The sequence below is a fragment of the Sutcliffiella tianshenii genome, assembly GCF_016908565.1.
GTDB classification, from domain to species: Bacteria; Bacillota; Bacilli; order Bacillales; family Bacillaceae_I; genus Sutcliffiella_A; species Sutcliffiella_A tianshenii.
On record NZ_JAFBED010000002.1, the window covers coordinates 497,932 to 519,837 of the forward strand.

General features: G+C 42.4%; 23 protein-coding genes. 5 read left to right on the top strand and 18 right to left on the bottom strand.

Features of this window, described 5'->3' with window-relative positions:
• Window positions 1–187: 187 nt before the first annotated feature.
• Window positions 188–361 carry a YozD family protein gene (locus JOC95_RS06005; RefSeq protein WP_204414386.1) on the bottom strand — a complete coding sequence of 58 codons (174 nt, stop codon included), beginning with the start codon at window positions 359–361 and terminating at the stop codon, window positions 188–190.
• A gap of 180 nt (window positions 362–541) precedes the next feature.
• Between JOC95_RS06005 and JOC95_RS06010 the strand changes: the two genes are divergently transcribed.
• Window positions 542–700 (top strand): hypothetical protein, encoded by a 159-nt coding sequence (locus JOC95_RS06010; RefSeq protein WP_204414388.1) that lies wholly within the window; start codon window positions 542–544, stop codon window positions 698–700.
• Here the strand turns inward: JOC95_RS06010 and JOC95_RS06015 are convergent.
• The 16 genes from JOC95_RS06015 to msrA all read right to left on the bottom strand — a co-directional run bounded on the left by JOC95_RS06015 (window position 689) and on the right by msrA (window position 17,496).
• Complete coding sequence (locus JOC95_RS06015) at window positions 689–1,396, bottom strand: hypothetical protein (protein WP_204414389.1); 708 nt, start codon at window positions 1,394–1,396, stop codon at window positions 689–691. The two genes, JOC95_RS06010 and JOC95_RS06015, sit on opposite strands and share 12 nt — an antisense overlap.
• A gap of 158 nt (window positions 1,397–1,554) precedes the next feature.
• Entirely contained in the window at window positions 1,555–1,773 is a 219-nt protein-coding gene (locus JOC95_RS06020) for a YozE family protein (protein WP_204414704.1), read from the bottom strand.
• A gap of 69 nt (window positions 1,774–1,842) precedes the next feature.
• Window positions 1,843–2,121 (bottom strand): YokU family protein, encoded by a 279-nt coding sequence (locus JOC95_RS06025; protein WP_204414705.1) that lies wholly within the window; start codon window positions 2,119–2,121, stop codon window positions 1,843–1,845.
• A gap of 11 nt (window positions 2,122–2,132) precedes the next feature.
• Window positions 2,133–3,548: a lysine 2,3-aminomutase gene (gene kamA / locus JOC95_RS06030; protein ID WP_204414390.1), complete on the bottom strand. Its 1,416-nt coding sequence runs from the start codon at window positions 3,546–3,548 to the stop codon at window positions 2,133–2,135.
• 100 nt (window positions 3,549–3,648) lie between these two features.
• The gene (locus JOC95_RS06035) at window positions 3,649–5,073 is read right to left on the bottom strand and encodes a sigma-54 interaction domain-containing protein (RefSeq protein ID WP_338083065.1); all 1,425 of its coding nucleotides are present in this window, start codon (window positions 5,071–5,073) and stop codon (window positions 3,649–3,651) included.
• A 43-nt stretch (window positions 5,074–5,116) separates the two neighbouring features.
• Complete coding sequence (ablB, locus tag JOC95_RS06040; protein ID WP_204414392.1) at window positions 5,117–6,004, bottom strand: putative beta-lysine N-acetyltransferase; 888 nt, start codon at window positions 6,002–6,004, stop codon at window positions 5,117–5,119.
• 69 nt (window positions 6,005–6,073) lie between these two features.
• Complete coding sequence (locus JOC95_RS06045) at window positions 6,074–7,285, bottom strand: Ger(x)C family spore germination protein (RefSeq protein ID WP_204414393.1); 1,212 nt, start codon at window positions 7,283–7,285, stop codon at window positions 6,074–6,076.
• Complete coding sequence (locus JOC95_RS06050) at window positions 7,282–8,874, bottom strand: spore germination protein (RefSeq protein WP_204414394.1); 1,593 nt, start codon at window positions 8,872–8,874, stop codon at window positions 7,282–7,284. The genes JOC95_RS06045 and JOC95_RS06050 overlap by 4 nt, the downstream gene beginning before the upstream one ends.
• The gene (locus tag JOC95_RS06055) at window positions 8,862–9,983 is read right to left on the bottom strand and encodes a GerAB/ArcD/ProY family transporter (RefSeq protein WP_204414395.1); all 1,122 of its coding nucleotides are present in this window, start codon (window positions 9,981–9,983) and stop codon (window positions 8,862–8,864) included. Before JOC95_RS06055 ends, JOC95_RS06050 begins: the two co-directional genes overlap by 13 nt.
• Window positions 9,984–10,359: 376 nt before the next feature.
• Entirely contained in the window at window positions 10,360–11,628 is a 1,269-nt protein-coding gene (locus JOC95_RS06060) for a peptidase (RefSeq protein ID WP_204414397.1), read from the bottom strand.
• Window positions 11,629–11,676: 48 nt separating this feature from the next.
• Entirely contained in the window at window positions 11,677–12,336 is a 660-nt protein-coding gene (locus JOC95_RS06065; RefSeq protein ID WP_204414399.1) for a 3-oxoacid CoA-transferase subunit B, read from the bottom strand.
• Window positions 12,306–13,022, bottom strand: coding sequence for a 3-oxoacid CoA-transferase subunit A (locus tag JOC95_RS06070; RefSeq protein ID WP_204414401.1), 717 nt, complete (start codon window positions 13,020–13,022; stop codon window positions 12,306–12,308). The genes JOC95_RS06065 and JOC95_RS06070 overlap by 31 nt, the downstream gene beginning before the upstream one ends.
• 14 nt (window positions 13,023–13,036) lie before the next feature.
• The gene (locus tag JOC95_RS06075; protein WP_204414403.1) at window positions 13,037–14,371 is read right to left on the bottom strand and encodes an aspartate aminotransferase family protein; all 1,335 of its coding nucleotides are present in this window, start codon (window positions 14,369–14,371) and stop codon (window positions 13,037–13,039) included.
• 236 nt (window positions 14,372–14,607) lie between these two features.
• On the bottom strand, window positions 14,608–14,754 hold the full coding sequence (locus JOC95_RS06080; protein ID WP_204414405.1) for a YjcZ family sporulation protein: 147 nt from the start codon (window positions 14,752–14,754) through the stop codon (window positions 14,608–14,610).
• A gap of 109 nt (window positions 14,755–14,863) precedes the next feature.
• Window positions 14,864–16,348 carry a methyl-accepting chemotaxis protein gene (locus JOC95_RS06085; protein ID WP_204414407.1) on the bottom strand — a complete coding sequence of 495 codons (1,485 nt, stop codon included), beginning with the start codon at window positions 16,346–16,348 and terminating at the stop codon, window positions 14,864–14,866.
• A gap of 185 nt (window positions 16,349–16,533) precedes the next feature.
• Window positions 16,534–17,496, bottom strand: coding sequence for a peptide-methionine (S)-S-oxide reductase MsrA (gene msrA, locus JOC95_RS06090; RefSeq protein WP_204414408.1), 963 nt, complete (start codon window positions 17,494–17,496; stop codon window positions 16,534–16,536).
• Between the two features lie 151 nt (window positions 17,497–17,647).
• Between msrA and JOC95_RS06095 the strand changes: the two genes are divergently transcribed.
• Complete coding sequence (locus JOC95_RS06095) at window positions 17,648–18,574, top strand: CobW family GTP-binding protein (protein WP_204414409.1); 927 nt, start codon at window positions 17,648–17,650, stop codon at window positions 18,572–18,574.
• 33 nt (window positions 18,575–18,607) lie between these two features.
• Here JOC95_RS06095 and JOC95_RS06100 read toward each other — a convergent pair whose 3' ends face one another.
• Window positions 18,608–18,778 (bottom strand): hypothetical protein, encoded by a 171-nt coding sequence (locus tag JOC95_RS06100; protein ID WP_204414410.1) that lies wholly within the window; start codon window positions 18,776–18,778, stop codon window positions 18,608–18,610.
• A gap of 190 nt (window positions 18,779–18,968) precedes the next feature.
• On the opposite strand from JOC95_RS06100, the gene JOC95_RS06105 reads away from it, so the two are divergent.
• The 3 genes from JOC95_RS06105 (at window position 18,969) to JOC95_RS06115 (ending at window position 21,893) form a co-directional block, all read left to right on the top strand.
• Window positions 18,969–19,295: a MerR family transcriptional regulator gene (locus tag JOC95_RS06105; RefSeq protein ID WP_204414411.1), complete on the top strand. Its 327-nt coding sequence runs from the start codon at window positions 18,969–18,971 to the stop codon at window positions 19,293–19,295.
• 116 nt (window positions 19,296–19,411) lie between these two features.
• On the top strand, window positions 19,412–21,169 hold the full coding sequence (locus JOC95_RS06110) for a sensor histidine kinase (protein ID WP_204414412.1): 1,758 nt from the start codon (window positions 19,412–19,414) through the stop codon (window positions 21,167–21,169).
• Complete coding sequence (locus JOC95_RS06115) at window positions 21,162–21,893, top strand: LytR/AlgR family response regulator transcription factor (RefSeq protein WP_204414413.1); 732 nt, start codon at window positions 21,162–21,164, stop codon at window positions 21,891–21,893. Before JOC95_RS06110 ends, JOC95_RS06115 begins: the two co-directional genes overlap by 8 nt.
• Window positions 21,894–21,906 lie beyond the last annotated feature (13 nt).

Consider the following 21,906-nt stretch of genomic DNA (forward strand, 5'->3'; position numbering starts at 1 on the left):
AATACCGATGATTTCCTAGTTCTGGGAAATGTATCTGTGGTTTGGAGAAGTAGAGGGACAAAATCCGATCCAGTAATCAACAGAAGTATTATTTAACAAAATTAAAATAAAAAACGGCAGTGTGGACAGCCGTTTTTTCTACCGAAACTTTTACATAAAGGGGCTTTGAATGAGGAGTTCATCCTAGCTAGTCGATGTCCATTTCTTCATCGATAATGCATTTTTCCAGCAGATATTCAAACATGATATCCGCCAGTTCCTCGATCTCACTCTCCGCTGGGACGAAACCGCGTCTTACCAGCTCATTGTAAAAGAATTCAGCTATCTCTTCAGTATCAATGACCACTTCGATTTCTTTCACAATATCACCCCTTTTTAAAAGGTTTATGTACGTCTTTTTAGATATATGTCTTACTCACTATAATAATCCATCTCATAACACTTTTACCAGAATTGTTTGAAAAAAAGCATATTTATTTTCATCCAGTCATAGATTTAAGTATGTTGGACAAGCGGTAAAAAAACAAAGGGGGATTTGAGGATGAGAGAGCATCTGTCACGTTTGGAAAAACTAGGAGAAGAAGAAGTGCTTTTGCCAATTCTTGATAGAATAAGCGAAAGCCTTGTTAAAGCGGCTGCTATTGTAGGGTTGCCATTTCTATTTCTATTACTTCTACAATTCTCCTACTTACTTTTCTAATCGGCTATGTTTTTTGCCTTCCATATATTTTTTTAGGTTCGTTACCACAAGATTCATCACTTCTTTGTATTCCTGGTCCCCAAAGATATCATAAAGAACCTTATAATCATTGTACACATCCAATAGACCATCGATGATACGCTGATATTCCTGGTTAAACTCTTCTTTTTTGTAATGTTTATTAGTACCTGTCATGGGATTATACAACTCCAAGCTCGTATTTTCTTTATTGAACATATAGGATAATCCAAGTTTATGAATGAGGATTTCAGCATGATCATGATGTACAACCATGGTCAATTCCTCTTCGCCAGCTTCCAGCCATTCACCATCTGACAGCCTTGTAAGTTCATAGATGATATCCTCCCAGGAATCTTCCTTATAACGCCAGATTTCCGTGCGGAATCCCACAATTTTGAATAATTCGGTCCCATAGCCGGTCACATGGACGATATCCCCGATAAAATAGAGATACTTGATGTCCAACCGCTCTGTCACAAGAACCTTCCCTTCATATTCTGACACATACGCCAATGTCTCTTCCTGGTATAGACCGTCGCTAGAATTCACCTCATACACATATACTCCATCGATCTGCTTGATATCTGTCACTTTTCCAACAGTTCCATATATGGTGATTACAACTATGTCACCCATTTTATATTTCGGTTTATTCGGTTTCTTTTTCTTCCCCATATAATCTGTCTCCTAACTTATACCTGTGACTTTGATAGTAATGTATTATATGCAGGAGGATGGAAAAGCGCTAAAGATGATAAGGAGAAAAAGCATGGTGAACATAATAAAAAAAACACATCCGCAAATTCCAGCGGATGTGTTTTTGGTCCATTCTATTATACATCTTCCTTATATAGCTCCCATGCTTCATCAAAGGTAGACATGCTTGACAGGTACTGCCCGTTCATTTCGAGATAACTGCTGATTTCATGGTAATCAGTTGAATTCTTTGGGAAGCTGTGATCATCATAAGCATGGTTTGCGAAGATGCTGATGGCATCTTTCTTTAATGCATGACGGTATTTCAACAGATAATGGTAAAACGACTTTCTCATAATAAATGCACTCACCCATTTTTCCTCTCATTCTACAGGAAAATCGCGCTGTTGTTAAGGTGATTGCATTTAAAGTGTGAAATCGAAATAATTCCTTTTGAGTAGCCTTGGTTTTTCCATCAGTGCCTCATAGGAAATTTCACCCTCAAGGTCCTTCGTATTTATCAGGAAAAGCTGATCTTCGATTTCCTTTGTGATGTCATCTTCCTGATATTCCATACCGCAGGCCTGGCAGCTTCGTGACGGAGTTTCTGTAATGGTAATGGCCCTTGAACCGTCTGGCAATTCCCAATACACAACATTCTTATTCTCTATCGCTTCATCGGCATCACACCATTTACACTTCATCATTAGCCCTCCTAATTGCCGTCTCTGGTTTTATCCACTTCTGTATATTTCTGAAGTTGAGCCTGGAATTTCTTTTCCTTCAATTCATCCCTTTTGCCCCGTTTATCCTTTAACGTTGTATGGGCAGGGTCCGTTTCATAGTTCTTTCGGCGATTAAGCCTGTTCAAGCCTTCTGGAACAAGGTTGAACTGGGAATCGTTCATCAATCCCGCAATCCCGATATTGGATCGTTTTTCTTCCATATTCGGGTATATCCCTGCAAAGTATCCATCTGCCCGACCTGGAATGTAATTTTCAGGTTCCGGATAGGTTGTTATCACACCTTCAAAATTGCGTAAAACCACTTTATTGGCACTTTGGGAGATGATATAGTTCGGCTGTACCGCGATTTTACCGCCCCCGCCTGGAGCATCCACGACAAAGGTCGGTACTGCGTACCCCGAGGTGTGCCCCCTTAGCCCCTCAATGATTTCAAGCCCCTTTGCCACTGGAGCCCGGAAGTGACCAATGCCTTCTGAAAGGTCGCACTGATAAATGTAGTAAGGTCTTACCCTGATTTTCACCAGGTCATGCATCAGCTTTTTCATGATCGGGACACTGTCATTGATCCCCGCTAAAATTACTGCCTGATTGCCCACAGGCACTCCTGCGTTCACCAGCATTTCACAGGCGAGCTTGGATTCTTCTGTAATTTCTATCGAGGTATTAAAGTGGGTATTCAGCCAGACAGGATGGTATTTCTTGAGTATATTGCAAAGGTTTTCCGTAATCCTTTGCGGAAAAACAACAGGCGCCCTCGTTCCGATCCTGATGATTTCCAAATGTGGAATGGCACGCAGGTTTTTCAGGATGTACTCCAGGATCTGGTCATTGATCAAAAGTCCGTCTCCCCCGGAAATGAGACAATCCCGGATTTGGTCATTGGATGCAATATAGGCAATGGCGGCATCCAGTTGCTTCTTTGGGACCCCCATGCCAATCTGTCCTGAAAACCTGCGTCTCGTACAGTAGCGGCAATACATGGAGCACTGGTTTGTTACCAGAAATAAAACTCTGTCGGGATATCGGTGTGTAAGGCCGGGTACAGGTGAATCTTCGTCTTCATGCAGTGGATCTTCCAGATCATATTTCGTTTTATAAATTTCTTTCCCGATTGGGACTGACTGCATCCTGATCGGGCATCTTGGATCATCCGGATTCATTAGAGAAGCATAATAAGGGGTTATATTTAAAGGAATTGTCTTGGTGGATATCTTCACACCCTCCTCTTCCTCTGGTGTTAAATGGATGACTTTTTTCAAATCCTCCAATGTCCGAATGGTATTGGTCAACTGCCAGATCCAATCGTTCCACTGTTCATCGGTCACATCTTTCCATAGTTCAATGTCCTTCCAGTGACGGTCGGGCTTATATAGGTCCATTCTCATTCTCTATCTCCTCCCTTTCCTAAAACTATTGCAATAATCGTGCCAACTAAGGAATTTGCCTAGTTATTACTTATATATGTCAAGGGCGGGGAATCTGTTATTATCCTTGTTGAGTATTTTGATCTGCTGCCGCCAATTTTTCGGCAGCTTGGAAACGCTGAGACTTATTTTCTATCAATCTCGTCATTTTGTATTGCAGCGTTTGCCTGGGGATTTGCAGCAGCTTAGCCGCTTTTTGGACATTTCCGTCCGTCTTTCGGAGGGCATCTTGAATACAAGCCTTTTCCGTTTCATGTAGTACCTGCCGAAGAGACTTATTTTCATCTGCTAAAAACAAATTCGCAGTTGATAGGAACTTGTTTGGGAGGTCCTTTTCTGTGATGAGATCTTCCTGTGACTTTACAAGCACATATTCGATTGTATTTTTCAATTCCCTGACATTCCCAGGCCAAGGGTATGATTGAAAGATCCTTATGACCGATTCAGCAAGCTGATGCTTCACGGTGGATTTCTTATGTGTTGAACGGGAGAGAAAGTGGTTTGCAAGTATAGGAATATCCATTTTCCGCTCCATCAATGAAGGTAAAGAGATGGAGCAAGTACTCAATCGATAATAAAGGTCTTCTCTCAGTCTATTTTCTTTTACACAATTCTCTGGGATTTCATTGAGGGCGGTTATGATTCGAACATCCACTTTATATGCAGTCACACCTCCCACTCTCCTTATGGTTCCATCCTCTAAGACCCTTAAAAGCTTTGTCTGGAGCTCTAGTGGCATGGAATTCAATTCATCCAAAAAGAGAGTCCCTCCATGTGCAAGCTCCAACAGCCCCGCCTTTTCCACTGCCCCTGTATAGCTGCCCTTGCTTGTGCCGAAAAGGAGGCTTTCCAGGAGTGTTTCGGGAATTGCGCCACAGTTTTGAACAATAAAGGGAGCCCCCCTCCTAATGGATGCAGCATGTATTCCTTGGGCAAGTATCTCCTTGCCTGTTCCCGTCTTTCCATATATGATTACCGGTAGGTCGGATGAAGCAAAAAGGAAAGCTTCCTCTATAATTCTCCTGCAAACAGGATCGACTGTAATAAAATCATTCAGAGTAAAATGGACCTCTGGTGACTGTTTTGGAAGTGTGTAATCTTTTTTGTACATTTTTGTTTTCAGGTCCATAAGCTGATTGGAAAGCATTTTTATTTTTCCATAATTTTTTGCTATTTCAACTGCTCCCAATACTTGCCCTTCCACAACAAGCGGGACCGTGGTGTTGATTGTTTCAATCATCACACCCTTTTTGTTTTCATATCTCTGGTTTTTATGATAAATGGGTTTTTTTGTTTCGAGGACTTTTAAAAGCGTGCTTGTTTGAGATGTCAGTGACGGGAAAACCTGCAGGATATGCCTTCCCATCACTTCCTCCCAACTCATCCCATCATGTTCTGAAGCAACCCGATTGTAGTAGATGGTGACTCCATTATGATCAACCGCATGGATGGCCTCATCAATACCATTCAATATCCGTTCAAGCATTTCTTTGGATAATAGACTGGATTCACTCAATCTGATCACCCGCCTAATTTCCGGCACTTAATGCCGATTTTTCGGCAAAATGGAAACTCAAATCTTTATACCATACATTCATATCTTCAATACTGTCATAAATGTAACAATTATTTTTCAATCTGCCCTGATAGGTATAGCCTGACTTATGCAGTACTGCGTTCATTCCAAATGACAACGCTCTAGCGATGGAGTAGCTGCAGAAAACCCGCTTTGAAATCAATTCATTCTCAAGCGATTGGATGATGCTGTTCATACTTCCGCCCTTCCTATGGGAAGATAGGGTTGCGCAATCAGTGATTTCTGCATTGCGATATTCCATATTCACCTCTGCGGAAGCTGCAGCAATAATTTGGCCATCCACCTCTAAATAATGAAAGATTGTGTTTTCCTCCATTTGGCTGCTTATATAGTCCGGATCATCAATGGGAACAGGATAAATCGGGAAAACACCCGCATAAAATGTTGAGAGCCTTTTAGCATCATGTGTTGTTGCCTTTCTGATTGAAGATGTGGAAACCCCAGCATTTTCAGTATTCCTGTCTTTTTTCCATACTTCCTCCAACTGTTGATCTTCCTCAATCCACTTTGCACTTGTGTATCTGTTCTGATCGTCATATTTGCATAGGAAAAAAGCGGTGCTTCCAAGAAAATATCCTGGAATACTTGCTTCTAGCAGATACCCTTTACTTAAAAATGATGTCACATTCTCTGTTCTGCATTTGATGATCGTTTTGTGTACATATTTTTCCTTCTCCAATTCATGGATGGCAGTGAAAATACTTTCGAGATTTCCACGGTAATCCTCGATTTTCAACCGTTCATTTGCAAAGTCTTTATACCCTTTCAAATAAAACCGTTCATTTTGCAGGATTATATATTCCCCATTTATTTTCCCCACGCCAACACCCCCTCCATTAAGTGTTCGATACCAAGAAAGAAATTCCCCTTTCTTTTAGATATTTTATTTTTACGGTTCTGTTGTTCCTTCTTCTGTGAGGAAGCTTTTGTTGCGGATTCCTGAGCGCCTGATGAAGAATGCGGATTCTACTTCAACCTCGGCTTCCGAAAAGACGCTATCCCAATCCTTTTCCAATTTTGAGTATTGCTTGGGATTGGAACGGTAATAGTCCTCACCGAATCCAAAAATGTCAGCTTGAAACTCTTTCTGCATCTTAACGATTGTAGCTTTGATTTTCTCTTCCATGTATAAGTTTAAAGCTTCTTCATGCATCTTATAGGTGGATATCTTCTCCAGATTTTTATGGCACTGTGTTCCCTGAATCCTGGCTTCTCCACTGATTTTGACAATTAACTTAAGCCTTCCATTCTTTTTGGTGACTTTTCTATCCGAATGGGAGTTTAATATCCGAAAATCCAAATAATTATCATCCTGTCCGGTGCTCCCAAGGTTGCACGGCACAGTCAAGCTTGTATGCTTCAGTCCCTGTGTCCATAGATAGTTCCTCGCTTCTTCCTTGGAAAGGAACCCTTCTAATTTATCTTTCTTGAAAATGGAGAGACCATCTATCACTACGATTGAATCAAGTTCTGTCATTTTATTTTGATCAATCGATTTTCCTGCCTCCGCTTTTCCTTGAATGGTTACGGCACTAGTTACTGGTTGCCGGCCTTTTGAGGTCAAGGAAAAGAAAAAGTCGGTCAAGCGTACATAAGGGTCACCACCCCATTCTTCCAGATACATCTGAATCTGCTTATGTATCTTTATCGAAGGGACCAGCTCAAGTGGATAAATCGTTTTTACGATATCAGAAGCCTTGGCGTCCTTTGCGATAAGAATATTAAAATCATTCCGAAACTCTCCTGTCCGCTCCAAAAAATCCACAATATCACCAACACCCTGTCTGGCAACTTCCTCATCGATGACAATCACTCTAGTGTGTGAGTAGATAAGCTTTCTCGAAAGTCCTACATTCATCCTTTCTGTTAGTTCAGCAAGTGAATTGCCTTCTTCTTCAAAGGTGATGACCGGTGTAGCACTTCCATGCTGTTCGTTGGATAACTGCGGTGCATTAATCGTTTCCACCGTTAATTTGAACCTGGAGCTCTCCCCTTTTTCAATGGCTATTCCTGTTACAATGGATATTTCATTCAGCTCCACTTTATCCCAGCATCCCGTCTGCAGCATGAGAACAGAGAAAAAAATCAGGATTTTCCTCATGTCACATTCCCCTCACTCTGTGACTTGGACCCTTGTGACGCTTTATCTCCAACCTTTTTTCCGTGTTTTGGCTTAAGATAAGACGGCCTCGTAATATTGTCCCAGACCGGCATGCGCAAGAAAACATCCTTTTGATCCTCCATCAAAAACGGAGCAATGGGAGCCAGGTATGGTACACCAAAGGACCTTAAGCTGGTCAGGTGTACGACCATGATCACCACAAGGAGCAATACCCCATATAAACCTATCATTGCAGCCACGATGATATAAACGAAACGCAGTATGCGAGTCGCGACGGAAAAATTGTAGATTGGCGATACAAAGCTTGCAATAGCGGTCAATGCCACGATAATTATAAGAACACTTGATACGAGGCCCGCCTCGACCGCCGCTTGACCGATGACAAGGGCTCCCACTATCGATACCGTTTGTCCGACTGCACGGGGCATGCGTACCCCCGCTTCCCTCAGCACCTCGAATGTCAGCTCCATCAGTAATATCTCAATCACCGCAGGAAAAGGCACTCCTTCCCGTTGAGCCTGGACACTGATCAAGAGGGAGGTGGGTATCAGTTCATGATGGTAGGTGGATATGGCAACATACAAAGATGGCAATAGCAGGGAGAACATAAATGCCACATATCTGATGATCCGTATGAAGGAGGCCATAAAGAAAGGTTGATAATAATCTTCTGTTGAAATGAAGAAATCCGTGAATACTGTCGGTACACTCAAAGCAAACGGGCTTCCATCGACGATAATGATGATCTTCCCTTCAATCAGATTGGCAGCAGCATTATCAGGCCTTTCTGTATTGAATGTCAATGGAAATGGAGTCATTGATTTATCTGTCAAAAATTCTTCGATATTCCCGCTATCAAATAATCCCACTACATTAATTTTTTCTATCCGACTTTTAACCTCTTTTACTAGCTCCTCGTTTGTTATGCTTTTCATATACGCAATGACTACAGCAGTCCGGGTATCCTGTCCGACACGATACTGCTCAAAGCAGAGATTCGGATTACGTATCCTTCTTCTTATCAGGCTTAGATTGGTTTTTATCGATTCTGTAAAACTGTCCTTCGGTCCACGAATGATGGTTTGGGTGCTTGGTTCACTTACAGTTCTTTTTTCAAGAGTCCCAAGGTTGATGCATACCGCCTTCTCTATCCCATCTATGACAAGGACAGCATAACCATTTAGCAATTTCCAGAAAATCTGATGATAGTTTTCTGCAAAAGTGTAGGGAACCGAGGAGAAATACTCTTTCCTGAATTCCTCGAGATCCTCTGTTCCTTCGATAGCGTCTTTTCCTTCCGTATTTGTCAAAGGATCATATATTTCTTCAGTGAGCCTTTCCTTATTGATAAGGGTATCAAAATAATAGACCTTGCCGTCCCTGTTGCCGACCAGTACAGTGGAATAGTGAAAATCGATCGAATGGGAAAATTCCTTTTTTATAATGACATCCACCTTTTCCAATGAAGGATCGAGCGGCCTCTCTTTTCCACCATCAGAATATAATTCCTTTTCTGTTGCCGTCATTTCCGTATCTTTGTTGGAGAACATTTTATTCAGCCATTCCATTCAAACCCGCTCCTCTGCTTCTTTCCTCTCGTCTTAAACATCATGATCACCAAAATGAAAAGAGGTAGGATGAATTGAAAAGGAACATGAATGTATAGTGGGACTATGTTCAACCCCTCTTCAATATGTTCTGCAAAATTCTCGGTAATCAAGATCGATATTAAGGCAATCAATGCACCTATAGGCATGAGGTATACTCTGTATGGCCTTCCCGATAATTGCTCAAGACCTTTTAAGGCCCCAAAGAAAAGTATGCAAACTTTAACGATTACGCCATACATGACAACAAATACAACCACGATATCCACTCGTTCGATAAAGTCCAATAAGGAAACTTCCCTCGCAGCAGACAACAATGGGAAGTTGGCCCTCCCTTTCATCTCATAGCCAAGCGTCATCACTTGAATGACGGCTGAGTAGAACAAAACGATGGTACTCGTAATGACACTTGCAACTGCAAATCCCCTTGCTTTTTTGAACTTAGTGACATAAGGGAGGACAATGGCAAAAGCTATCAATTCCCCGAATGGGAAGGTCAGAAGGTCAGGGAATATCGACTTGAAAACAGGCTTGATCCCTTCAGCTAGTATCGGAAGCATATAACTGATATGCAATTCTCCTGAAAGCATGATGAAGAGTCCAACAAGAAAAGTAAAAGAAAACACATAGGGAAAGAAGATTTCAGAAGTCCTTGAAACCACTTCTATACCTGATTTCAACATATAGACGATCGTAAGCATAATCGTAATTGAAATTATTTCAATAGGGGTATAAATGAAAATTGTACTGACTATCAGTTCACCGAAATCCCTCAAAACCCTGGCAGAAATGTAAATAAAATAGATGATGTATAAGAAAATGATGACCCTTCCCATCCATTTCCCGAGTGCCATTTCAACTATTTCGAAGAAGTTTTTCCCCGGCTTTTTTGAAAGAAGATAATGGAGCATCATTATATAGATGACCCCTATCCCACCCGCTATCAAGATGGCAAGCCATACATTCTGTTTTGCTTCGCTCCCGATCCCGACCACCGTGGCACTGCCCATTTCAAAGATCAGAATGATGATAAATAATTGTGTCAGTGATATCGTTTCCTTACTACCCATTTTCAGCAGTACTCCCGGATTTATTATTTTTTTTGCGTAAATCAAGATAGAGTGCGTGGAAAATTCCATACAATCCAAAAAGGTAGACATACCATTCTCTTATTCCCGTATCAAATGTAAAGAGCTGAGAAATACAGGTCATATAATCCATGTCGTAATAATAGCAATCAAGAAAACTGATAAAGAATAAGGTGCATGCATAAATTAGGACAGTCATGAAAGTGATCATCATATTCCTCACCGCCTTTTCCCAATAGTATTTTCATTTTCCAATGGGATATGTAATTGTTGGGAAAATAAAGAAGAAATGATAGCATTTTCATTTTTAAAAAAAGAAACCGTCCTGATTGGTGCAGGCACGGTTTTCATGAGATTGCTATTTAGCTTTTTCACACCAGTCAATTAAGGTCAAGGCAATGATTTCTGCGCAGTCCAGCATGCTATCAATATAAATGTATTCGTTAGGATGATGGGCTACCTCGGTGGTTCCTGGGCCGAATACTACAGTGGGGATGTTTCCGACCCTGGTGAATAGGCCTCCATCCGTACCCCAAGGAGAGGCTTCTAATTTGGCGTCTTTTTGTGTCACATCTTTATAATTCTTCTGGATTAATTGAACAAAGGGATGCTTCTCTTCAATAGCTCCGGGCACCCAGCGTGCACCGTACCATTCCAGTTCGACTGGATGATCGGCAAACCAACTGTCTTTGTCCTTGATGGTTGACAATACTTTTTCCATTTCTTCTTGCACCTCATGGATGCCCTCCTCGGGCCCTACACCTATCCTACCCTCAAGCGTAACCAGGTCGGGTACAGAGGACGGCCAGTTCCCCCCTTGGATCTTCCCTATATTGATGGGAAGAGGTATCGGAATCGTGGCATATAGAGGGTCCTTAACGCGCTTATTCCTTTCCTCCTCTAATTTCCTTAATACATCTATCACATAAAGCGATTTTTCTATTGCACTTACCCCTTCATACCTTGTACCCCCGTGTGCCGACTTACCTTTGATTTTCAGTCGGAACCACATGGAGCCTTGTTGCTTGGGGAATATTTTCATATTGGTTGGTTCCGGAATCAAAGCCGCATCCGCTTTGTAGCCTCGTAAAATGGCAGCGAGTGTGCCTGCTCCCCCGCTTTCTTCTTCTATTACACTTTGAAAAATGACATCTCCCTTCAGGTGTATCCCTGCAGCCTGCAGGGCCTCTATGGCGATCAGCAAGGCAACATTACCGCCCTTCATGTCAGTGGTGCCCCTGCCATAGACCTTGCCGTTCTCTATTTTCCCTTCATATGGATCACAATCCCACTGTATGGTATCCCCTTCAGGAACCACATCGATATGTCCATTCAAAATGATGGACCGACCTCCCCCTTTGCCCTTCCAGCACGCTACGACATTCGGGGAGTCGTTAAAGCTCTCTCTGGTCGATACAAAATTCTCATTTTCCTTCAGTACTTTACTGTCCGGTTCCCAAATATCAATCTCAAGACCAAGCTCCCTGCAAACCTCTATGACAATTGCTTGTGCTGAACTTTCTTGTCCCTGGACACTCTTTTCCTGAACAAGTCTTTGTAAGAGTGTAACTGCTTTCCCCTTGTTTTTCCTGATCCATTGATGAATCTCACCTGCTATCTTTTCCACTCTCTCATCCCCCTTCAGCCTTGGCACCAAACTCTTGGAGCCTATACTTCACTCAATTGTAAAGTCAGATGATAAAGTGAAGGTTGCAGCTGTTTTCCGCTTCACCATTTCGAGTGTTGCCCCAGGCATCAGTTCCATTAAGACCAGTCCTGTTGGTGTTACTTCAAAAACTGCAAGCTCCGTAATGATCAAATCAACACAACATGGTGTGGTAATGGGAAGTGTACATGATGGAAGAATTTTAGGACTGCCGTCTCGATCGCAATGATTCATCAGTACGATTACTTTTTTCGCTTTTTGCGACAATTCCATGGCACCGCCCATACCCGGCACCCGCTTGCCCGGTACGATCCAGTTTGCAAGGTCACCAGTTTCACTGACTTGAAGCGAACCAAGTATAGTAACATCCAATTTCCCTCTTCTTATCATCCCGAAAGCGATCGTACTATCCGAATAAGAGGCTCCTATCTGTAAGGTTACCGGGTATCCTGCTGCATTGCACAAATTTTCATCCGCTTTACCCTCATCAGGAGTCGGTCCCATTCCGAGGACACCATTTTCTGCATGGAACATGACATGGATATCTTTCGGAAGATGATTGGGAACAAGAGAAGGTATGCCGATTCCGAGATTAACTACCATCCCGTCTGTTATTTCCTGCGCTGCCCTTTTTGCAATCAAGTTCCGTATGCCGGATCCCATACCCATGTCCAGTTCACCCCTTTACTTTGAATCATGTAATCTACATAAACTCCCGGTACGATGATTTCCTCCGGATCGAGACCCCCGAGCGGTACGAACTCTTCCACTTCCACAATGGTAATGTCCCCAGCCATAGCCACAAGCGGATTGGTGTTCCTGGCACTTTTATCAAAAATCAAATTGCCATACGGATCCGCTTTTTTTGCATAGACGATAGATACATCCGCCGTAAGGGAAGGCTCGATGATGTAGTTCCGTTCCTCGACTTTGGCAAACTGCTTGTTTTTGGTGACGACTTCACTATTGATCCCCACATCGACCAGGATGCCCCCGAGCCCCACTCCCCCTGCACGGATCCTTTCGACCAGGGTGCCTTGTGGATTGAATTCCACCTCAAGTGTTCCTTCCGTCATTTGCCTCCCTGCAATCGGATTGGATCCAATATGGGAGGCGATCAGTTTTTTCGCCAGCCCCTCACAAACAACCTTCCCTATTCCTATGGTAGGGAAGCCGGCATCATTACCTATCAGGGTAAGCCCACTCGCACCTGAATCAATGAGCATGTCAACTAAGGTAGGTGGCGATCCCACTCCTCCGAACCCTCCGAACATGATGGTAATGCCGTTTTTGAATAAATGCATGATCTCCAAGGAGTCTTTAATTTTCCCAAATGTATTATCAATCTTTTCCACCCTGCCGCCACCCCTTAAAGTTCTTCTGCTATTTCCGACAATGTAATATCTAGGATTGAGATAAGTTCCTCAATTTCTTTTTTCGTCACAGACAGTGGGGGGGCGATGATGATGGCATCTCCTCCGATCCCTTCTGTACCTGCTGAAGCCGGGTATATGAGCAACCCATTTTTTTGTGCCTTTTCTATCAATTTGAAAGTAACTGCCTTTTCCTGTGAAAAAGGATACTTGGTGGTGTGATCTGCCACAATTTCCAGTCCCAGCAATAATCCTTTTCCTCTGACCTCCCCTATGATAGGGTACTTGACCTGTAAACCTTCGAGAAGTTGCTTCAGATAGACCCCCATTACCCTTGCATTTTCCACAAGGTCTTCTTTCTCTATATATTTCAATACTGCCAAAGCCACGGCAGCCGATTGGGGGTTTGCGCTGTACGTATGACCGCTCATGATTATTTTTGAACCATTCATTATTGTCTCGATGATATCATTGCTGACAAGCGTCGCCGCAATAGGAGTATATCCAGCACTCATTCCTTTTCCAATACAGATGATATCGGGGGTCACACCCCAATGTTCCATGGCGAACATTGTTCCTGTTCTTCCAATCCCTGTCATTACTTCGTCTGCAATAAAAAGGATTTCGTACTTTTTACAGATTTCTTCGACTTTTTGATAATATCCATCAGGTGGCGTCACAGCACCTGCTGCTGCTCCGACTATCGGTTCTGCAACAAAAGCTGCTATATTTTCCGCTCCAATTTCCAGGATGGCCCTTTCAAGATCCATGGCACAACTCAAACCACACTCTGGATATTGCAGATTGAATGGACAGCGGTAGCAGTAAGGAGGTTCCACGATTGGTGACTTCTCCAATATAGATTCAAATCGGCTCCTTCGGTCTGCATGTCCCGATAAGGAGAGTGCGCCGATGGTAATTCCGTGATAGCTTTTCCATCTTGAAATGATTTGGTTTTTGTCTGGTTGGCCCCGCTCCTGCCAGAATTGGATGGCTACTTTCATCGCGGTCTCGATTGATTCTGTACCGCTATTTACAAAAAAGGACCAATTTACATCACCTGGAGCAAGCTTCATTAATTTTTCCGCCAATTTTTCTGCCGGCTCGCTACTGAACTGGGATCGATAAACAAAAGAAACCTTTCCAGCCTGCACTGTCATCGCATCTATGACAGCTTGTACATGGTGACCGATGCTTGCCGTCACCGCCCCTGATGATCCGTCCAGATACTTCTTGCCATTTACATCATACAGATAGACACCCATACCATGACTGATTATCGGATAATTTTTATCCAATAGTGGTTTGATCAAATAGGATTGTTGATCCATAAACGATTACTCCCCTCCCTCTTCTGCTGTAACCGTTTACCAAGGACTAGAGATTATGGTCTGTTGCAGCTTAATAATCCACTTAATCTATCCTATGTTCACTGCAACAAATTCTTTCATACAAAAAAGAGGCTAGAGAATGGTCAATATGAAACGTTTAACGGCAAAAGAAAAAAAACATCCCATGATGGTTTTCATCAAGGGATGTTTTTCTACGTCCTCTGTTTTTTCAATTCTTAATACTTACAGCAGCAAGCGCCAACAATGATTAAAAGAATGAATAAAACAACAATCAAAACAAATGTATTTCCGCAACCGTGAGCAGGTGCTACGTTAGTCGGATAACCACAAGGTCCACAAGTGTAGTAACAGTAGTCTTGCATAATCATCACTCCTGTTTGATATTTACACTTCTACACTATGAAATAGGTGGCTGTCCCGTATGTGCATATGCCCATATTCAAGAAAAATACTAAAAACTAAATAAAATAATCACTTTTTCTTTTCCATTTCATCGATGATTATCAGCATATTTTTGAGTATGTCTTCAATATGCGCGTTTTCATCCGTCAGTTGTTCGATATTCGCACTGATTTCCTCGATGCCTGCAGTCGCTTCCTCCATCAGTGCAGCAACTTCGTTTGTATAGTTGTCCGTATTATTGGTCTTTTCTTTCACTTGAATTGCAAAGTCATGAAACTCTTTGACATTTTCCAATAGGTTCTCCAATGTATCCCCTATTTGTACGAACATGGTATTCACTTGATCTGTCGATTGAAGATTCACTTTCATCTTTGCACTGTTGTTCTGTAACTGATGTAGCACTTTTTCTTTTGTGCTATGAAGGGATGTGAGGTTCTCAGTGATCTCCTTTGTCGTATCTCCTGTCAGGCTCGCCAGCTTCCTGATCTCCTCCGCCACTACGGCAAACCCTCTTCCTGCATCCCCTGCCCTGGCGGCTTCAATGGATGCGTTCAGCGCCAAGAGGTTTGTCTGTTCCGTAATATTTTTAATATGCTGAGTAAGCTTATTGGTTTCATCGATTTTTTCCGTCAACACTTGGAAAATTGAGTCCACCATCTTGACGTCCTCTGAGAAGCTGCTCATATTTCCTTGCAGGTCAAGGGCCATATCCTTCCCTTGAATGGCAGTCTTTCTGGAAGAGCCAGTATCCTCATAAAGACTGTTAGATTGCTCAACAATATGATCCATCAATGATGTGACGTTGTTCGTCAGCTCTGCTATACCAGCAATCTGGTCTGTCTGTCTTTGGCTTCCTACGGACAATTCATGGATCGTCAAGGAGATTTCCTTCTGTGATTGAATGTTGACACTCAGTCTTTCATGGATCCGATCGACGCTCTCCATCAATTTCACGGCATCATTCCGGAACGCTTCCTGCTTTTGTTCCTTGATGCGGCTTTCGGTTTTCATTGTTTCTACAATATTTTCAAATTGAGAAAAAAGCTTTCTCCCAATGGTTATCTGAACGAAAGTAATGACAAATAATAAAAAGAATAGCAGGATGATATTACCGATCTGCCCTTCTGTCAAAAGATGGCCATTCAGAAACGACCATAGAGAGTATCCGAACAAAATGATGCTGCAAATGCCCCCAATGATGAAAACAATCCGATCAAAGTAAACGGTTGCAATGATCAATACGAAAAAAGGCAGTACGAAACCGGACAAGGAAGCCCCTCGATTAATTAGGATAAGGAAAAATACCAGAAAAGTGACGAGTACTGCAAAATAAGGCACTATTCTATGAAAGCCTGTCTTCCACTTAGTTAAGAAGAATAAGGTCACTCCCAATATCAGCGCACACAGGATTGAAAATGTAATCACCGGTGAAGCCGGATAAATGATATTTACGATAAAGCCTGCTGTATACGAAAACATCACAATAAAAAACATCAGCTTGTTTTTATTCACCAGATCCTGAAACTTCAATTCTTTGATACTTAAAACAGACATTTCATTTCCCCCACTCAATCAGCCAATATATTTTTCTGTAAGCTACATTGAATGATTCTGCACGCATATATAAAAATCCTGCAAGATAAGGGGAAAATTGTTGAAATATGACATACGTCCTCCTGCTATCCAGCATAAAAAAAGAATGGAACTCTTTAAAGTCCCATTCCAGCTTGTTCCTACTATTATTTTGTGAATAGAGGCAGGTATTTTCCATAGCCCTCTTTTTCAAGCTCACTCACCGGTACGAAGCTCAATGCTGCGGAGTTGATGCAATAACGCAGTCCTCCCGATTCTTGTGGTCCATCTTCGAAAACGTGCCCTAAATGGGAATCGGAATTCTTGCTTCTTACTTCTGTACGTACCATATTATGTGTGACATCCATCTCCTCATTGATGATATGTGACTCAATCGGCCTTGTGAAGCTTGGCCATCCACATCCGGCATCATACTTATCCAATGAGCTGAACAGTGCTTCCCCTGAGATGATATCCACATAAATGCCTTCCTCGGTGTGATTCCAGAATTCATTTCTGAAAGGAGGCTCTGTGCCGTTGTTCTGTGTCACCTCATATTGCATGGGAGTAAGCTTGCTTTTGATATCCTCATCAAGCTTCTTCCAGTTTTCCTTGATGAATTTAGCTCTGCCTGAACCCGTGTGATACATTTTGTAACGGAAAGGATTTTTCTTATAGTAGTCCTGATGATACTCCTCTGCTGGATAGAAAGTTGCTGCAGGAAGTATTTCTGTCACTATTGGCGCTTTGAACCTTCCACTGTCCTGCAAATCCTGTTTTGACTTTTCGGCAGTAGCCTTTTGTGCCTCCGTGTGATAGAAAATAGCCGTACGATATGAGTCCCCTCTATCATTGAATTGACCTGTCGGGTCTGTCGGATCTATTTGCGACCAGAAGACTTCCAATAATTTTTCATATGGATATACAGAGGGATTGAAGGTGATTTGAACGGCTTCATAATGGCCTGTCGTTTCTGAACAAACCTCTTTATAGGTAGGGTTTTCTTTATGCCCCCCTGTATAGCCGCTTATTACCTCTTCAATACCGTCCTGCTCGTCAAAGGGTTTGACCATGCACCAGAAGCAACCTCCGGCAAAAGTCGCTTTCTCTAATCTATTCGTATTTTCCATACCTGTCCCACCTCTGTTTATTATGATTTATTCGAATTATAGCAACTTACTGGTTCTTTTCCTAATTAAATGCATTCGTTCCAATAAGACAAGGTGATATGGTAAAATGGGAGGACGAAATGATCCCTTCCATTCATATTAGGAGGTTGCCATGAGCAAACAAATTGAAGTTTACATACTTTCCGGCTTCTTAGGTAGCGGAAAAACAACCCTATTGACACAAATGCTCGAACAGGAGCAGAAAAATGGCAGAAAAGTGGCCGTCGTCATGAACGAGCTGGGCAAGGTATCCATCGACTCCGATGCTGTACCTGACAGTTTGCCCTTGGCAGAACTATTTGACGGATGTATCTGTTGCACCATCCAGGAAAAGCTCGAATCGACCATGCAAGGATTATTGATGGATAAGGAACTCGATGCAGTTTATATCGAAACGACGGGGGCGGCACATCCTATCGAAGTATTGGATACGGTGCTATCGCCTATTTTCGCTGACAGGTTTTCATCTGCAAGAATCATCACCCTGCTTGATGTTCTTCGCTGGAAGGAAAAAGATGGATTGTCCATCCAGGTCAAACAGCTTATTCGGGAGCAGGTCCGTCACGCAGATATGCTAATCCTGAACAAGACTGACCTTCTCAGTGAATCGGAAGTTGCTTCGATCCTTTATGAAATTCAGTCCCTCAGTCCTTATGCGCAGACCATCCTGACTAGTTTCGCAAAGATTCCAGAGGACAGTTGGAGACAGGTTAAAAAGCTGGAAAAAGAAAACCATCAAGCGGCACATGTGAATGATAAGCTACACTTGAAGACCTTTGTGCATCGCTTTACATCTTCCATCAACCTGGATCAATTCGAGGACTGGCTTCGCAGCCTGCCTGATAACGTGTATAGAATTAAAGGTTATCTATCTTTTCATCATACTTCGAGCATCTATCTATTCCAATATTCCTATGGCACCCCTCTTTATTTAAAGGAGCCTGTGAAAGTACCGCTAAACTTTGTCTTGATCGGTGAAAATTTGGATATTGAAACTTTATCCTCACAGTTGAATGAACTGGAACAAACAAAAAGCTGACTCTGGTATAAACCGAGTCAGCTTTTTATTTGCTCACTTTTTTATACATCCACCATTTTTCAGTGTCAACGCATATTCTTTTTTAAGTTCAGTGATTGTATAGGAGGCCAGAGTCTTGGTGTCAAATGAGTAACCACTGTCTTTTAACTTTTGAATGTAAAAGCTTCGAACATCAAATACTGCCTGTTTTAATATCTTTGCCAATCTTCTCACCTCTCCTTTTACCTACTGTATATCATGTGTAGCTTGCATTCCTTAAAGATGTAAGGTAATTTAACACAAAAACATAATATTCACAGAAAAGTATGTTAGAAATACTGACAATAGCAAAGAACCTGTGTGGCTTTTTAAGCTATAATGTATATAACGAGTGGAGAATAGGATGTGTGATCCCATGAAACCGGAAGATTCTGCATCGATTAAAGAGAAAAAAGTGATTTCCATTGGTACTGTCCGTGAACTCACAGGATTATCAGAAAGGCAAATCAGATACTATGAAGAGCGTAAGCTGATTTTCCCTGCCAGATCTGGCTCTGGCATCAGGAAGTATTCTTTTTCGGATGTTGAAAGGTTGATGGACATTGCAAACCAAATGGAGGAAGGTGTCCAGACCCATGAAATCCGCAGGGAATGGAAAAAGAAAGAAAAAGCAAGTGAAGACTGGAAGAAACAGATGCTAAAAGGCCAGATACAGGCCCACTTTAAAAATAACAAGCAATAAATGAGACTTTCATCATTGGCCGGTGGAGGTCTCTTTTCATTAATTAAAATATTCTTTTCCAACAACATTTAGGTTATGCTACCATTATCACATCAACTACTTCGGGACGTGAACCTATGTTTGAACTTTTATTGACGATGCTTGAGAGACTCGGAATCATCGTGACGGTCGCCTTTCTCATGACAAGGCTTCCTTTTTTCAGGCAGCTGATAAACCGGCAGCAGATAGACCGGAGGCAACAGATCTTCGCTATCCTCTTTTTCGGATTTTTCGGAATCATCGGGACTTATACAGGCCTTACTTTCAGTACCGATACAAATCTTTTCAATCGTTGGATTACAGATTTGTCGGAGTCGGAGGCAATCGCGAACTCACGGGTGATCGGCATTGTCATGGCAGGTCTATTGGGCGGCTATAAGGTCGGTATCGGTGCAGGTTTGATTGCCGGGGTACACCGTATGAGCCTCGGAGGATTTACGGCATTTTCCTGCGGATTTTCCTCAATCATTGCCGGGCTTTTAGCTGCATATATCAGAAGCAAGTATAAAAGCAAACGGATCAGCGTCACAATCGCACTTTTAACAGGTGCACTAGCAGAGTCCATCCAGATGGTGATAATCTTATTGACATCCGCGCCATTCGATCGTGCATTGGTCTTGGTCGAAAGTATCGGCATCCCAATGATACTTGCAAATGGAATTGGCTCTGCCCTATTTTTCCTTATCATTTTGTCCCTCATCAAAGAGGAAGAGAAAGCTGGGGCCGTCCAGGCGCAAAAAGCTTTGTCACTTGCAGAGAACACTTTGAGTCATCTGCGCAAAGGACTCACACTGCAATCAGCCGAAGCTACATGCAAGATCATCTATCGTGAAGTGGATGCAAGTGCAGTATCCATGACCGACCAAAATCAGATCCTGGCACATATCGGGATTGGAGATGATCATCATCGTCCCCTTTCACCCATCCAAACACATGTTACAAAACAAGTGCTGCAAAGTGGAGAGCTTCTTGTCGCCGGTAAAGACTCGATACATTGCACACATCCAGGTTGTCCCCTCGGTGCGGTTGTAATCGCGCCATTAAAGAAAAGGGACATAACTGTCGGGACATTGAAATTTTATTTTCCTGCTGAACGGGATATAAATAATATCGTCATTCAGTTGATTAAGGGTCTGAGCTCGCTCATGAGTCACCAGCTGGAAATCTCTGACGCTGAAGAAGCTTCTAAATTGGCAAATGAAGCTGAAATAAAGGCGTTGCAGGCGCAAATCAGTCCTCACTTTCTATTTAATTCCCTGAATATCATCGTATCCTTGATACGGACCAATCCCATCAAGGCAAGAAAGCTTTTGGTTTCACTCTCTCATTTCTTCCGGCAGAACCTATCTGCAACGACTGTAAAATGGACGACCCTTCAGGATGAGCTCAAACATGTACAGGCTTATCTATCAGTAGAAGAAGCCAGATTCATTGATAAATTGGATGTTGAATATAGGATAGATGAAAACGTCCTGCATTACCTGATCCCTCCCCTTTCGCTTCAGCCTATCGTTGAAAACGCAGTGAAGCATGGGATTAAAGATATGGAAAGGAATAGCAAAGTACAAATCAGCATCAAGGAGCATGATCATAGAATTGAAATACAGATCACCGATAATGGAAAAGGAATACCTAAAGAGAGAATGGATCTGCTTGGAGAAGAGCTCGTTTCATCTGCCAGTGGAACGGGATTTGGATTATATAATATAAATAAGCGGTTGATCATGATGTTTGGCAGAGAATCGCAGCTCCATTTCAGAAGCCAGCCTGGTAAAGGGACAACGGTGTTATTTTTCATAGATAAACGTTTAAAGAAGGATGATTGGAATGAGTAGCATGATAAAAGCTGTCGTAGTTGACGATGAACGTTACAGTCGAGAGGAATTGAAGCATCTGCTGAACGAATTTCCTTTTGTTGAAATAATAGGGGAAGCAGATTCGGGGGAAAGCGCATTGATCATCTGTATGCAGCAGCAACCTGATGTAGTATTCCTGGATATAGAAATGCCGAAAATGAACGGGCTGGAGGTTGCGAAGAACTTAAGGGAACTGAAACATATGCCTTATATAGTCTTCGCTACAGCCTATCCCAATTTCGCTGTCGAAGCATTCCGGTATGAAGCCGTGGACTACCTCCTAAAACCCTTTGATGAAGAGCAGCTGACAGATACAATGACGCGACTGCAAAAACTGCTCTTAAAACCAGTTGACGACGTTCAGATTGCACCATCAACCAGGCTTGCAGTGGAACTTGAAAGTGAAATCCATTACATCGATCCGCATGCCATCCTCTACATCAGCCGGGATGAGAGAGTGAGCCGGATTTTCACCAAGGATCAGCCTTTTGAGTCAAAGATGGCACTGAAGGATCTTGAAGAGAGGCTGAAATCCTATCCCTTCTTCCGCATCCATAAAAGTTATCTCGTAAATCTAAACTATGTTCAAAAGCTCATTCCCTGGTTCAATGGGGCCTATCTGCTGGAGCTTATGGATAGTGAAGAGAAGCTTTCAGTAAGCAGGAACTATGTAAAGGCCCTCAGAAAAAGACTGGAGCTATAAACAGGGAATCGCC

Excerpts from the sequence above, each read along its gene's own strand:
- JOC95_RS06065 (WP_204414399.1), bottom strand. The coding sequence starts at position 12,336 with ATGGGTATGGGATCCGGCATACGGAACTTGATTGCAAAAAGGGCAGCG.
- JOC95_RS06115 (WP_204414413.1), top strand. The coding sequence starts at position 21,162 with ATGAGTAGCATGATAAAAGCTGTCGTAGTTGACGATGAACGTTACAGT.
- JOC95_RS06075 (WP_204414403.1), bottom strand. The coding sequence starts at position 14,371 with ATGGATCAACAATCCTATTTGATCAAACCACTATTGGATAAAAATTAT.
- JOC95_RS06085 (WP_204414407.1), bottom strand. The coding sequence starts at position 16,348 with ATGTCTGTTTTAAGTATCAAAGAATTGAAGTTTCAGGATCTGGTGAAT.
- JOC95_RS06110 (WP_204414412.1), top strand. The coding sequence starts at position 19,412 with ATGTTTGAACTTTTATTGACGATGCTTGAGAGACTCGGAATCATCGTG.
- JOC95_RS06045 (WP_204414393.1), bottom strand. The coding sequence starts at position 7,285 with ATGAGGAAAATCCTGATTTTTTTCTCTGTTCTCATGCTGCAGACGGGA.
- JOC95_RS06105 (WP_204414411.1), top strand. The coding sequence starts at position 18,969 with ATGAAACCGGAAGATTCTGCATCGATTAAAGAGAAAAAAGTGATTTCC.
- JOC95_RS06010 (WP_204414388.1), top strand. The coding sequence starts at position 542 with ATGAGAGAGCATCTGTCACGTTTGGAAAAACTAGGAGAAGAAGAAGTG.
- JOC95_RS06020 (WP_204414704.1), bottom strand. The coding sequence starts at position 1,773 with ATGAGAAAGTCGTTTTACCATTATCTGTTGAAATACCGTCATGCATTA.
- JOC95_RS06050 (WP_204414394.1), bottom strand. The coding sequence starts at position 8,874 with ATGGAATGGCTGAATAAAATGTTCTCCAACAAAGATACGGAAATGACG.
- JOC95_RS06015 (WP_204414389.1), bottom strand. The coding sequence starts at position 1,396 with ATGGGGAAGAAAAAGAAACCGAATAAACCGAAATATAAAATGGGTGAC.
- JOC95_RS06025 (WP_204414705.1), bottom strand. The coding sequence starts at position 2,121 with ATGAAGTGTAAATGGTGTGATGCCGATGAAGCGATAGAGAATAAGAAT.
- JOC95_RS06080 (WP_204414405.1), bottom strand. The coding sequence starts at position 14,754 with ATGCAAGACTACTGTTACTACACTTGTGGACCTTGTGGTTATCCGACT.
- JOC95_RS06055 (WP_204414395.1), bottom strand. The coding sequence starts at position 9,983 with ATGGGTAGTAAGGAAACGATATCACTGACACAATTATTTATCATCATT.
- JOC95_RS06095 (WP_204414409.1), top strand. The coding sequence starts at position 17,648 with ATGAGCAAACAAATTGAAGTTTACATACTTTCCGGCTTCTTAGGTAGC.
- kamA (WP_204414390.1), bottom strand. The coding sequence starts at position 3,548 with ATGAGAATGGACCTATATAAGCCCGACCGTCACTGGAAGGACATTGAA.
- JOC95_RS06035 (WP_338083065.1), bottom strand. The coding sequence starts at position 5,073 with ATGCTTGAACGGATATTGAATGGTATTGATGAGGCCATCCATGCGGTT.
- msrA (WP_204414408.1), bottom strand. The coding sequence starts at position 17,496 with ATGGAAAATACGAATAGATTAGAGAAAGCGACTTTTGCCGGAGGTTGC.